Source organism: Desmonostoc vinosum (assembly GCF_059505385.1).
In genome coordinates this window covers 16,026-28,912 of record NZ_JCACKM010000091.1, presented here as the reverse complement: position 1 = coordinate 28,912, position 12,887 = coordinate 16,026, and the positions used below count along the sequence as shown (strand labels likewise).

Sequence of the window (12,887 nt, the reverse complement as noted above, 5' to 3'; positions counted from 1 at the left end):
TAGCGCAGCGTAAAGCCTGCGGCATAGCTTCGCTTAGAGCGAGTCCTCGAGCGTCGGTACGAGCGTCAGCGTAAAGCCTACGGCATAGCTTCGCTTAGAGCGACACAGGAGCGTCGCGTCATTACGAATTACGAATTACTAACCAACGTCATCATGGGCGAAGCGGTTGAAGAGAAAATCTAGAGCATAGTTACGTAGTTTATAGTATTCTGGATCTTCCATGATGCGGGCGCGATCGCGGGGACGAGGAAAGGGAATTTCCATGACTTCACCAATTTTGGCATGGGGGCCGTTGGTCATCATGACCAATTTGTCTGCTAAAAATAATGCCTCATCGATGTCGTGGGTAATCATTAACACTGTGCAGCGGTTATCGTTCCAAATTTTTAGCAATTCTTCTTGTAATTCTTCTTTGGTGATGGCATCTAGCGCCCCAAAGGGTTCATCTAAAATTAAAACTTTGGGACGAATTGACAAAGCACGGGCAATAGAAACCCTTTGTCTCATACCACCAGACATTTGCATAGGTTTCTTTTCCATGGCATCGGCTAATCCCACCATTGCTAAATTATCGCGGACGATCGCTCTTTTTTCAGCTTCGGGTTTATTGGGATAAACGGCGTTAACGGCAAGGTAAATATTTTCAAAAGCAGTCCGCCAAGGTAGCAAGGCATAGTTTTGAAAGACAACCATTCTGTCTGGGCCTGGTTTAGTAATTGGCTGTCCTTCTAATAAGACTTGCCCGGAGGTAGGAAAGTTAAAACCGGATACCATATTTAGCAGCGTCGATTTGCCACAGCCAGAGTGACCGATGACGCAAATAAATTCGCCTTGTTCTACGTTGAGGTTAACACCGTCGAGGACGGTGAAGGGGCCTTTTTTGGTGGGATAAATCTTAGAGACATCTTTAATTTCTAGAAAAGGTTGGCGGCTGATGGTTGTAGTGACTAATGGTTTTCCTAGTTCTTCTCTAGGCATGTCGGTTACTCTAGAAGTGCGGTTTTGCATGGCTGTTTTGGGTTTAATAAATTTATGGGACTGGGGAGCCAGTCATATCATGTCCGTTTAAAGACTTATGATTTGGCTGACGCGGAGATAGGGAGACGCGGGGACGCGGAGAAACTTTTATGATAAGTGATTAGCCTGACATGATGTCGCGTGCGGAGGCGTCCTCCGTTGAGCGAACTGGCGTGACTGGGGAAGAGGACGCGGGGACGCGAAGAAAATTTCTTTCTCATCCCCCTCATCTTCTTACTCCTCTACGACGCGACTCTCCTCACGGGGGAATCGAGAATTACTTCGGCGACTGAGAAATCACGTTTAATTGGCAAGTTGTTGAGATAGGTGATTGGGTCGTCGGCATTAAAGGGAGTACCATCGAAGAGTTTGATGGGTTGGCGAATGTAGCTGATATCTAAGCCTAATTCCCGCGCTGCGGTGCTAAATACACGCACTCGACAAACGCGTTCGACAACTTCTACCCAGTTTCTGGGGAAGGGAGTGTCACCCCAACGCGCTAGTTGACTCATAATCCAAATTTGTTCGGTGCGGCTGGGACGGTTAATGGCAGACTCAGAATAAAACTGGTGGTGGGCGTATTGCCTGAGTGGATGGTCTAAGTCACAGACAAGGCTGTTGGGATCTTCGAGTTGGATATACTCAAGATCTGTGCTGACATATTCGCGTCGGGCTAATATTTGCCGCACTTCTTCAGCATTGTCGTGAATTGCACAGTAATAGCAAGCTTCTAATAAGGCTTTGGTTAAGGCAATGTGGGTGTTGGGATGATTTTCTGCCCAATCTTCCCGCACACCGAGAACTTTACCGGGGTGTCCTAGCCAAACTTCTAAGTCGGTAGCAATGGTAAAGCCCACACCTTCAACGGCGGCGCGATAGTTCCAAGGTTCACCCACGCAGTAACCATCTATACTGCCACTTCGCAAGTCGGCTACCATCTGGGCTGGGGGAATTGTCTTCATGTCTACATCGAAGTCTGGGTCAATTCCCCCAGCTGCTAGCCAGTAACGCAGCAGTAAATTGTGCATGGATGCGGGATGCACTACCCCCATTGTGTGACGTTGGTCACGGGTACGAAGCAAGTAATTTTTGAAGTCTGATAGGGTTTGCACGCCTTGGTCATAAAAGCGTTTTGCCAAGGTGATGGCATTACCGTTACGCGTCATCGTCAAGGCGGTGACGACTGGCAGAGGTTGATTGTTGTGTCCTCCCAGTGTTAGCCACATTGGCATCCCCGAAGGCATTTGTGCAGCATCTAAATAACCGCCAGTCATGCCATCAACAATACCCCGCCAGCTGCTTTCCCGCACGAGGTTGACTTCATCTAAACCATGCTTGGTAAAGAAACCTTTTTCCTTGGCGACTGCTAAGGGGGCGCAAGCAGTTAGAGGTAAGAAGCCAATATCTAGGTTAACTTTTTCTAAACCATGACGAGCGATCGCCGCTGTTTTTCTGGCCCGAATTTTCTTGATGCGTTTCTGCTGGTTGAGGAAGTAAATCATCTCACTCCGCAAGCTGTAGTAACTGGGATGTTCAACTACTTCCATCCGCTTGCGGGGTCTGGGGATATCTACTTCTAGGATGTCACCAATTTTGGATTCGGGGCCATTGGTTAACATGACAATTCTGTCAGATAACAGCACCGCCTCATCGACATCGTGTGTCACCATCACGGCGGTTACTTCATTTTCTTCGCAGATTTGCATTAATTGTTCTTGCAAATTGCCGCGTGTGAGTGCATCCAACGCCCCAAAAGGTTCATCTAATAATAGTAACTTGGGACGGATTGCTAAAGCGCGGGCGATCGCTACACGTTGTTTTTGTCCACCCGATAACATACCGGGCTGTTTGTCAGCATGGGGACGCAACCCCACCATATCGATGTGTTTCTCAATAATTGCATTGCGTTCCGGTGCAGGTAAACCCTTCATTACCGAGTCTACAGCCAGGGCAATATTTTCTCTGACTGTCCGCCAAGGCAACAGCGAATAATTTTGAAACACCACCATCCGGTCAGGCCCTGGTTTACTAATTCTTTGTCCTTCCAGAGTCACAATACCATCAGTGGGTAAATCCAAACCCGCGATCATATTTAAGAGAGTAGATTTACCACAACCGGAGTGACCAATCAAAGAAACGAATTCTCCTTTTTTAATTTGGAGGTCAATACCTTTGAGGGCGATATACTTGCCACCACCAGTTAAGTTAAAAACTTTATCAATTTGGTCAACAGCGACGAATACAGACATAATAATTTTGGGGATTGGGGATTAGGGGAATTGGGGTACGACTTCGCTCAGCCCACGGGGAATGGGGAATGGGGAATTGGGCTTCTCTGCGAGACGCTACGCGTAGCAAGATCCCGAAGGGTACGACTTCGCTCAGCCCACAGGGAATGGGAATTACAATAGTTCTTTCCCAGTCCCCAGTCCCTACTTCTGTTCTGCGGGTAAAATTTTATTTTGAATCCAAGCCATTAATTTATCTAGCAAAAGACCGACAACGCCGATGTAAACTAGAGCTAAAATTACCTCGCTGACGTTGTTATTTTGATAGGCATCCCAGATAAAGAAGCCAATGCCGACGATACCAGACATGACGATTTCGGCGGCGATAATTGCTAACCAAGCTAAACCGATCGCAATTCTCAAACCTGTGAAAATGTATGGTAAGGCAGCAGGAATTAAAATGTTGGTGAAATATTCTTTTTTGTTGAGTTGTAGAACTTTGGCAACGTTGTTGTAATCTTGGGGAATTTGGGTAACGCCGACAGCAGTATTAATTAAGATGGGCCAAATTGCGGTGATGAAAATTACAAAGAGGGCTGCTGGTTCGTTTTGTCGTAATGCTGCCAGAGAAATTGGTACCCAAGCCAAAGGTGGTACAGTCCGCAATAACTGAAAGATGGGGTCTAAAGCTTTGGACATTGTTTTATTAACACCAATCAAAACGCCCAAGCCAATACCAACAATTGCCGCTAAGGTATAACTAATTGCAACGCGTTTGAGGCTGGCGAGAATCTGCCAAAATAAACCTTTATCTATACCGCCTCGGTCATAAAAAGGCCAGAAAATTAATACCCAAGTGTCTTGAATAACTTGTATTGGCCCTGGTAATGTAGCGCCAGGAATCCAAGAAAACAACTGCCAAATACCTAAGAAAATTAGTATAGCAAGAACTGGTGGGACGAGTTCAGGAAATTGTTTTTGCAGACGGGATACAAAGCCATTATCAAACTTAGGGCTTGCAGGGCGTTTTTGCGCGACGGTCATGTAATCTGTTCTCCTCGAATTTAGGTTAGCTAATATGTGTCAGTTTTCGTATAGTTTGTAGTCAGGACTTTAGTGCTAAAGCACTAACTACAGACTTTCACAATGACTAAACACTGACTTTCTTGATTTTGAGATTCTTCAGATATGCTTCTGGGTTCTCTGGGTCAAACTTGATACCATCAAAAAACTCTTCTACGCCGCGAGATGTGTTTGTGGGAATGTCGGCGGTGGCGATACCTGCTTCTTTGGCGGCTTCTTTCCAAATATCTTCGCGGTTGACTTTATTAATGAGTTCTTTAGCTTTGGCGGCGTTATTGGCAATGTAATCTTTTGGTAAAAATCCCCAACGAACGTTTTCGGTAATGAACCATAAATCATGACTCTTGTAGGGATAAGAAACGCTACCTTTTTCGTCTTTCCAATAGTAAGCAGCCATGGATTTATCATCGATTTTGCGACCATCACCCATGTCATATTTACCTTGGTAGGGGTCTATCAAAATTTCGGCTGGTAGGTTGAAATAATTGCGAGATGCAAGAATTTGAGCTGCTTCTTTGCGGTTATTAAAGTTATCTAACCACTGCTGGGCCTCCATGATTCCTTTTAAAATTGCTTTGGTGGCTTTGGGATTTTTATCAACCCAGTCAGCCCTCATGGCCAAATATTCTTCGGGGTGATTTTTCCAAATCTCTGCGGTTAAGGCGGCGACATAGCCAATTTTGTCTTTGACGAGGCGGTAAGGCCAAGGATCGCCGGTACTAAAGGCATCCATTGTGCCTGTTTTCATGTTGGCAACGGTTTGCGCTGCGGGAACTGTCAGCAGTTTGACATCTGCATCAGGATCTAAGCCGCCAGCAGCTAACCAATAACGAATCCATAAGTCTTGGTTGACGTGGGGAAAGGTGAATGCAGCGGTAAAGGGTGTTGAGGATTTGAGTTCTGTGAATAAAGATTTAGCACTAGCAAGTTGTAAATTGATACCTTTGCCTTGGTGTTTACTGGCGATCGCAATCCCATTTCCATGTGTAATTAGTTGACATAATACATACATGGGGATTTTTTGATTGCCTTTGGTAATTAAACCTTCTGTAATTAAATGTGGCATTGGCATCTGCCACTGCCCGCCATCAATACCACCACCAACAGCACCAATTTCTACGTTATCTCTAGCTGAACCCCAAGAAGCTTGTTTGGAAAGATTAACATCGGTCATGCCATACTTCGCAAAGAAGCCTTTTTCTTTGGCAATAATTAAAGGAGCCGCTTCTACAATTGGGATATATCCTAATTTAACTGTGGTAGTTTCTGGTTTTTGCTCAGGACTCAGATTAGCTACAGATACTGCTGTTGGCTGTGATTGACTGCTACCACCAGTCAAGCTATCAGGGGGATTTCCTAAGCAGCCTTTGAGGAATACAGCACCCGCTGATGCTCCTGCTGTTAATATAAATTTGCGCCGAGAAAATTGATTAAAAAATTCAGTCATAATATCTCCTAAAACAAAAATTTTATTTTTTAGACATAACAATCTGGGCAACAGAAAACTCATGTCTCTTGCGCTATCAAACAAAATTCCAAGCTATAGATAGTTAGGTAAATTCAACCCTTTCTTAACAGAAAAGGCGACCTCGACTATTTGGGTGAACACTTTGTTAACTTTATTTAATTTTTGCGTGGTGAATGTGAGCCATCACTAAGCTTGTTGAAATTAGTTTACAGGCTTTTATGGTAAATTGGTTAACCTCGAACAAGAATTATTAAATAAATATTAGATTATTGATATAAGTAAAAGTTTATCTAACCTAGAAATTATCTGGGTGACTATAAATGGATAGTCATAACTCTATTGATAAGATAGTTTTTAACAGATAGCGATCATAGTCATAACTCTATAGATAAGATAATTTTTAACAGATAGCGATCGCACTATATATTAGTAGGAACAGGTTTAAAAGCCTCTTTGTGGCTAGATTAGACGTTTTGAAGTAGCTGGCGATCGTTATTCATATTAAGTATTATTACCTTATAGATAAAGAATGGTTTTTACACTTTTAAAAGCGTTCAGCATGTAGAAGCAGCATACAAAGGTAAAAGTAAAAATTTGATTTTTTACTTTTTGAGATGTGATAGATAGTATTAAACCTATTAACTAGATAATTGTTTGCTTATCGTTTTTTAAGAGGGAACAAGGAACGGGGAACTCTTAACAAGACCTTACACCCGCGCCAAAGGGGTTGTAAAAAAATCAGCTTTTTGAGGCTGAATTTTGGTGTAGTGCATCATGCTACTTGACAAGCATAGGTAATAAGTCATAGCATTTGTTCGGTGCGTTAAATTCCATCGACGCATCTCCTCCGATCCTTGAAAACCGCATAATTTCGTTGAGATGCGTCGATGCCTTGTATAGTAAGGTTTTCAGGCTACAAAATTGTTGATTTTTTCCAATTTTTTGTCAATCATCAAGAGAGGCGTCGATTAGGGGGTCTCGAACCCTCACCTGGCAAGGCTTCCAACAGTGAACTCTTTCCGCAACCACTTCCCCTAACGGGGATGGAAACTTTTTTGCCTCTTCTTGTGTTAAGAAGAGACTCCAACTTTCCGCAACCACTTCCCCTAACGGGGATGGAAACAGTCCTTTGACTCCCAGTGTGGCCAGTGTTCCGAGGACTTTCCGCAACCACTTCCCCTAACGGGGATGGAAACATCAAGTTGAACCCCATGCGGTTCAGTGCAGAACAGCTTTCCGCCACTACTTCCCCTAACGGGGATGGAAACAAACCATCAAAATTATTAGAACTGAAAATTTTTCCATAAATTACAAAACCCCGACTTCCTAGAGAAATCGGGGTTCTTAATTTAAGACTGAAAATTAACCAACAGAGTCAACTTGCTCTATAGGCTTTTGAGATTCTGGCGATAGTTTAAATGCAAACCTCAACAAAGGTGGTGCTAAGAAAGTCGTTAAAATCACCATAATGATGATCGCAGCTTGCAAGGCTTTATCCAAGGCACCACTAGCTGAGCCAATAGCAGCAAACACTAGTCCCACTTCACCACGCGGAATCATCCCTACACCAATGGCGACGCGATTAATTTGCGGTAGACCAAATACTGACCAGCCCGTGACAATTTTACCAAGAATTGCGACCACTATTAAGAAGGTGGCGATAATTAATCCTTCTCGATTCTCTGGTACAACGGGATTAAGCACACCTATGTCAACTTTAGCACCAACGGTAATAAAGAAAATTGGCACCAAAATATCGGCAACAGGCTTAACCAAATCATCTAACTCGTTACGCTTATCAGTTTCATCCAAAACTAAACCAGCTGCAAAAGCACCTAAAATAGCTTCTAAATGAATTGCATTACCCAAGAAAGCCATGAAGAATGCAAATGCAAACGCAGGAATGATGATGTTTCCTCGCGTTTTTAACTTATCAGTAACAGCAACAAAGCCGAAATTGAAGAATTTGCTGAGTAAAATCGAGCCGATGAGAAAGATAGTAGCGCTGACAATCAGATAAATCACGTTGAGAATATCTATCTCGCCAGTCTTGGCAAGGCTGGCAACCACTGCCAACACAATGATACCCAAGATATCGTCAATAACAGCAGCACCGACAATGATCTGACCTTCGCGAGATTTTAGCTGCCCAATTTCTGACAAAACTTTGGAAGTAATACCGATACTAGTAGCAGTCAGGGCAGCACCTGCAAAAATCGCGGGAATTGCAGGGGCATGAAAGAAATATATCAACCCTGTAGTACCAACCCCAAAAGGAACTGCTACCCCAACACAAGCAACAATTGTCGCTTGATAACCAACTTTTGTCAGTTCCCTTAAATCCGATTCTAGACCGATTTCAAATAACAAAACGATAACACCCAGTTCGGCAAGCACTGAAATGACTTCGCTTTGGCTTTGAAAAATTGATGTGGCAGCATCGGCACTGATGTCATTAATAGATTGTAAGATGGTCATGATCAGCGAATCAGAAGCGATCGCACCACTGTCGGGAAACACAACTAGATGTAGAGCGGAAGCGCCTACAATTACACCAGCAACCAATTCCCCTAAAACTGGAGGTAGGTCTATCATCCTCGACAACTCGCCACCAATTTTACTGGCTAGATAAATAACTACTAAGCTGAGCAATACGCCAGTTAGAACGATGGGGGCATATTCTGCCTCGTTTGTTGTTGCTAGCAAAGGAAAATGCAACACAGAACTGAGGGAAGTTACCCAGGTAAGTGAATTAACTATTGGTTCTGAAAAAATCATCTTCTCCATCTGTTGTGCTGTTTGGTTCTACAGTTAGGTTAAACCTTCTGTCTGTTGCTTTGCATTGCCAAGTTTTGTATGAAAATGCAAAAAGTAACGAATAATACCAAATTTCGCTCAAATAAAAGACAGGCATCTCGCCTGTCCTCTCAAGAAATATGGGGAGTGGGGAGTGGGGAGTGGGGAGTGGGGAGTGGGGGGATGAGGGGGATGAGGGGGATGAGGGAGTAAGGGAATAACCTTGATTCTTGACTTTTAACTAATTCCCAATTCCCAACTCCCAATTCCCAATTATTGAATTAGGTTTGATAGCCGTAAGTTTGGCATCATTGTTTCTCAGCACAACCTTCCAAAACTTTATTGCCTAAAATGAGAGTCACCGAATAAGGATACTCTTGATCTGACATCCCATCACTACAGACATCAACTTTTTTGATAATTAATGTATTGTTACTTCTGCCTTTTAAAGGATACACTCGCATCAACTCTACGGGACGCCCTTGTGCCTTTAAAGGTGTAACATATGGGAACGCTTGCTTTTGTATATCTGGCGACGAGTAAACAATTCCGCGCTTGCTCACAGTGACACTCCAAAATGGTTCTGTACCATGAGCGATAAATTCTTCACCACTAGTAGTCTCTGCAACACCTACATTACCAACCAACAAACCAGTACCAATTCCCAACAGCACAACGCAAGACATAAAGGTTTTCATAGATTTTAAAGATAACAATATTCTTTAATTCTAAGAAATCGAAAACCCATCTAAGGGAGGGGGATGCACTTCTGTTTCAAAGACGCTACGCGTAGCAAGGATGAGGGGGGTGAGGGGGATGAGGGAGAAAATTTCTCCGCGTCCCCGCGTCCCCGCGTCCCCGCATCCCCAGTCCCCAGCCCCTATGCTTTAGCTGCCAAAAGTTCTAAAACCCCGGCATGTGCTAACACTACGTCAGGTTCGTGTTGCAGAGCAGCGTAGTATTTTCTGGCAAACACGCTGCCCACTTCTGATGGTATGATCAAGGCGCGAGCAGCAGCCATCAAATTTTGAACATCTTCTAAAGATATGGGTTCATCCGCACAAAGCATTTCATCAATTTGCACAACTAGCTCTGAAATGCGATGCAACCACGCAAATTGTTCATGACTAATGACAAGTTGCAACAACTCCCCGCTTGATAAGCGTCCACTCACCTGCTCGTAGGCAATGCGTTCTGTCTTGAGTAAACAGGCGTGGAGGTGCAGTAATTTATTTCTTAGATTACGCAGATGTTGATGTTGGTTGATTCGTTGTAAAAGCGTGTTATGAGTCAATTTAACCCATCCTCCTGTGACAGTATTCTTTGATAATCTGATTGATGACCAATGAACCATTGCAGAAAACTGGTTCTTTTAGTGGTACACCAGCAATGAGAAGCACGTCCAATGCTGATTTCGCTGCCGATGGATTCGCAATCTTAACTTTCTATTGTCCTATACAATTTACTAGATAGCTCTCACATATGACTAATCATATATTAGCATAAATATATATAAGAAATGACAAAGAGAGTTTTTACTACCTTAGTGACGGAAAACCACCTATGTCGCTAGTACATGCAATTTTAGGTTTGCTTCAGCAGGAAGAAATGACAGGTTATGACTTAAAAATAAGTTGCTTTGATCAATGTATTGCTCATTTATGGCCCGCAGATCAGGCACAGATTTACAGAACTCTCGATAAATTAGTTGAGCAAGGTTGCGTTACTTGTAGTGTTGAAATTCAACGCGATCGCCCCAACCGTAAAGTCTATAGTATCACTGAAACAGGAAAAGCTGAATTAATGCTGTGGCTGCAACAACCTCAGCCTTTACCAACAGTACGAGAACCATTGCTTATTCAGTTATTTTTTGCTGCACAGTTACCAAATCAAGCCATTATTCAACTGCTAGAACAACAATTAGCTGCTCGCCACGAAAAGCTAACTAAATGTGAAAAAATTGATTTACCAGCACTTGATGATCGCTGTGCAAGTCGAGAACAAATTATGCAACGGCTTGTACTAGATTTAGTCACACGAAGAGAACAAACTTACATTGATTGGCTCAAAACAGCTATTGATGTTATTGATCAGCAGTCTAAATAATTCGTAGTTCGTAATTCGTAATTCGTAATTAGAATCACTCTAATCTGGCTAGGATTTACAATTGGTTGGTATTCTAACTCTTTACAGGCTTTGCGATCGCTAAAAGTAAATCCTTAGTTGGTTAATATTACCATAAATTTTAGTTAATTATGTATTTTTTCTAAAAAAATAAGATACTGTATGACATTTCACTTGCATGGGAACATTTTATGTGTAGTTTAATTACAATTTAAAAATTACTAAAAATGGAATATTTCTGGAATTAGGCTAAAGCAAATTGGAGTGATGAACTGGAGTTAACGATGGTATCTATATGCGCCGACTTATTGCTATTAGTTCAGTTTTAATCGCCTATGCAGCCTTGAATGCACCAGTCATGGCTCAACCTCCAGTACAGGTAGCAAAATCACCAGTAGTTGTTGCTAGTAGCTCAAACTTAGGACAATTAAGGATTAATCGCCGTCTGTGGAATCAACAGAGAATCTACAACTATCGCTATACACTGAGCAGAAGTTGCTTCTGTACAGAAGAAGCTAGGGGGCCAGTAATCATTGAGGTGCGTAATGGGAGAACAACTTCTATTAAGTATGTTGCTACTGGTAAACCAGCCAATCCAGAGCTATTCCGCCAATACAGTACAGTGCCCAAGCTGTTTAATATAATTAGGGATGCGATCGCTCAAAGAGTCTCTAGCTTAAATGTAGAATACAACTCTCAACTCGGCTATCCAACCCAAATTAATATTGACTTCAAAAGTCAAGTAGCGGATGAAGAACTATTTCTCACAGTTGAGAATCTACAAGTACTTCGTTAACTGAAATCTTGTAACATTTTCAATTATTGTGGGGTGGGTACTGCCATAACGTCAAAATTGGGATTTTAGCGAACGGTGAGTAGTACCCACCTTACCGTTTATTAGACCGCAGATCGTTTACCTGTCAGCATATCTTTGAGGATGACAAGATATTCATCAAATGAAATATATACTATTTTGTCTAGCATAGGGTTTTTTTGAAAAAATGGTCTAGTGTAAATCTTAGACATCGAGTGATGTAATGTGTGTTCTCGCGAATCGTTGTGTGTAATAAATAAAAAAAATCTTTCTAAAATACCAGATGGGTTTAAATTTCTCGTTTTTAAATTGCGCTCTCCTAAGTTTCCTTCGACTATCAAATTCCCGTGTTCTATTAGTTCATTATGATGAATCACAACAGACCCCATCCAGCAGATAAGCAAATAAGAAATGAAAACTTGATTGGTAGTGACTCCGAAAACTAAATGTGAACTATAACCAATTCCTCCCCAAATAATAGTCCACATCAAAATAGAAATTATTAGTTTTCCGAAGCTGTACTGTTTTTTAAGTTTTGGATGAAAAGCTATCTTGAAAGTAGTTATAGTAACTACAAATATGCTTCCTAAAAAGATTTCACAGAAATTATAAACAGCTTTGACGAATTGATTTTTAATCTCTCCCAGGGGATGAAACTCTATATCTCTGTAAGTATTGACCTGAGAATGATGATAAGGATGTACTATGTTAAAAACCTGGGGGTCGAGAAGTATCATCCAAGATAAAACTGAGTAAAAAAAATGATTATGTACACCAGGTAAATATTCATGCCAACATTCATGCATGAAAAGTGCTAATAGGCACAAAATATAAACTCCTGGAAAAAGCATGAAGCCAAATGCAAAAATATTGACAGAGGCATATATATAAGGAAGAAAAAATAGATATATAAGCCAGGTCAAAGAAGCAACAAAAAGTTTGATAGTTTGATTATATGCCGTTTTGCTGCTAGCAATCATCTTCATATTCGCATTTATTAAAAATCATCTTCTCAAGCAGATTAAGATAATAGTTTTGAGGATTTTGCCATCAAAGTTACAAAATATAATGCTATTCAGAAGATGGTGATATTTGATTAAATACTTGTATAAGAATCTGACTTGATTCATGAAATTATTTGCGTGGTGCGCGTTCGCGAAGCGTCTCGCACAGAAGCGCAGCGCAAGCGCGACAGGCAGGGAGTAGGGAGTAGGGAGTGGGAAATCAACTAATACTATTTCACGAAGTACTTGACACAAATGATTTGTTTCTAATTCTTTCCCCCTGCCCCCTGCCTTTCAAGGGTAGGTTTTTCATATTCAGTCTGAAAAAACCTATTTTTTCGTTCCGAAATCTT

General features: G+C 41.9%; 10 protein-coding genes. 2 read left to right on the top strand and 8 right to left on the bottom strand.

Annotated elements, in window-relative coordinates:
* Window positions 1-138: 138 nt before the first annotated feature.
* From AC5JMF_RS15485 to AC5JMF_RS15455, 7 genes are all read right to left on the bottom strand, one after another.
* Complete coding sequence (locus AC5JMF_RS15485; protein WP_495796615.1) at window positions 139-1,008, bottom strand: nitrate ABC transporter ATP-binding protein; 870 nt, start codon at window positions 1,006-1,008, stop codon at window positions 139-141.
* A 251-nt stretch (window positions 1,009-1,259) separates the two neighbouring features.
* Window positions 1,260-3,266, bottom strand: coding sequence for an ABC transporter ATP-binding/substrate-binding protein (locus tag AC5JMF_RS15480; protein ID WP_495796614.1), 2,007 nt, complete (start codon window positions 3,264-3,266; stop codon window positions 1,260-1,262).
* A 183-nt stretch (window positions 3,267-3,449) separates the two neighbouring features.
* A complete protein-coding gene (ntrB, locus tag AC5JMF_RS15475) occupies window positions 3,450-4,289 on the bottom strand; it encodes a nitrate ABC transporter permease (RefSeq protein WP_495796613.1) in 840 nt (279 codons plus the stop codon).
* Window positions 4,290-4,395: 106 nt separating this feature from the next.
* Window positions 4,396-5,775 (bottom strand): CmpA/NrtA family ABC transporter substrate-binding protein, encoded by a 1,380-nt coding sequence (locus tag AC5JMF_RS15470; protein ID WP_495796612.1) that lies wholly within the window; start codon window positions 5,773-5,775, stop codon window positions 4,396-4,398.
* Window positions 5,776-7,158: 1,383 nt separating this feature from the next.
* The gene (locus AC5JMF_RS15465; protein ID WP_495796620.1) at window positions 7,159-8,574 is read right to left on the bottom strand and encodes a cation:proton antiporter; all 1,416 of its coding nucleotides are present in this window, start codon (window positions 8,572-8,574) and stop codon (window positions 7,159-7,161) included.
* Between the two features lie 326 nt (window positions 8,575-8,900).
* The gene (locus AC5JMF_RS15460) at window positions 8,901-9,290 is read right to left on the bottom strand and encodes a COG3650 family protein (RefSeq protein WP_495796611.1); all 390 of its coding nucleotides are present in this window, start codon (window positions 9,288-9,290) and stop codon (window positions 8,901-8,903) included.
* Window positions 9,291-9,472: 182 nt separating this feature from the next.
* Window positions 9,473-9,886 (bottom strand): hypothetical protein, encoded by a 414-nt coding sequence (locus tag AC5JMF_RS15455; RefSeq protein ID WP_495796610.1) that lies wholly within the window; start codon window positions 9,884-9,886, stop codon window positions 9,473-9,475.
* Between the two features lie 269 nt (window positions 9,887-10,155).
* Between AC5JMF_RS15455 and AC5JMF_RS15450 the strand changes: the two genes are divergently transcribed.
* The gene (locus tag AC5JMF_RS15450) at window positions 10,156-10,698 is read left to right on the top strand and encodes a PadR family transcriptional regulator (protein WP_495796609.1); all 543 of its coding nucleotides are present in this window, start codon (window positions 10,156-10,158) and stop codon (window positions 10,696-10,698) included.
* 313 nt (window positions 10,699-11,011) lie between these two features.
* A complete protein-coding gene (locus AC5JMF_RS15445; protein ID WP_495796608.1) occupies window positions 11,012-11,512 on the top strand; it encodes a DUF6174 domain-containing protein in 501 nt (166 codons plus the stop codon).
* Between the two features lie 101 nt (window positions 11,513-11,613).
* Here AC5JMF_RS15445 and AC5JMF_RS15440 read toward each other — a convergent pair whose 3' ends face one another.
* On the bottom strand, window positions 11,614-12,516 hold the full coding sequence (locus AC5JMF_RS15440) for a fatty acid desaturase (protein ID WP_495796607.1): 903 nt from the start codon (window positions 12,514-12,516) through the stop codon (window positions 11,614-11,616).
* Window positions 12,517-12,887 lie beyond the last annotated feature (371 nt).

What these genes read in the sequence shown, in the direction of transcription:
- AC5JMF_RS15485 (WP_495796615.1), bottom strand. Translation starts at nt 1,008, where the DNA reads ATGCAAAACCGCACTTCTAGAGTAACCGACATGCCTAGAGAAGAACTA.
- AC5JMF_RS15480 (WP_495796614.1), bottom strand. Translation starts at nt 3,266, where the DNA reads ATGTCTGTATTCGTCGCTGTTGACCAAATTGATAAAGTTTTTAACTTA.
- ntrB (WP_495796613.1), bottom strand. Translation starts at nt 4,289, where the DNA reads ATGACCGTCGCGCAAAAACGCCCTGCAAGCCCTAAGTTTGATAATGGC.
- AC5JMF_RS15470 (WP_495796612.1), bottom strand. Translation starts at nt 5,775, where the DNA reads ATGACTGAATTTTTTAATCAATTTTCTCGGCGCAAATTTATATTAACA.
- AC5JMF_RS15465 (WP_495796620.1), bottom strand. Translation starts at nt 8,574, where the DNA reads ATGATTTTTTCAGAACCAATAGTTAATTCACTTACCTGGGTAACTTCC.
- AC5JMF_RS15460 (WP_495796611.1), bottom strand. Translation starts at nt 9,290, where the DNA reads ATGAAAACCTTTATGTCTTGCGTTGTGCTGTTGGGAATTGGTACTGGT.
- AC5JMF_RS15450 (WP_495796609.1), top strand. Translation starts at nt 10,156, where the DNA reads ATGTCGCTAGTACATGCAATTTTAGGTTTGCTTCAGCAGGAAGAAATG.
- AC5JMF_RS15445 (WP_495796608.1), top strand. Translation starts at nt 11,012, where the DNA reads ATGCGCCGACTTATTGCTATTAGTTCAGTTTTAATCGCCTATGCAGCC.
- AC5JMF_RS15440 (WP_495796607.1), bottom strand. Translation starts at nt 12,516, where the DNA reads ATGAAGATGATTGCTAGCAGCAAAACGGCATATAATCAAACTATCAAA.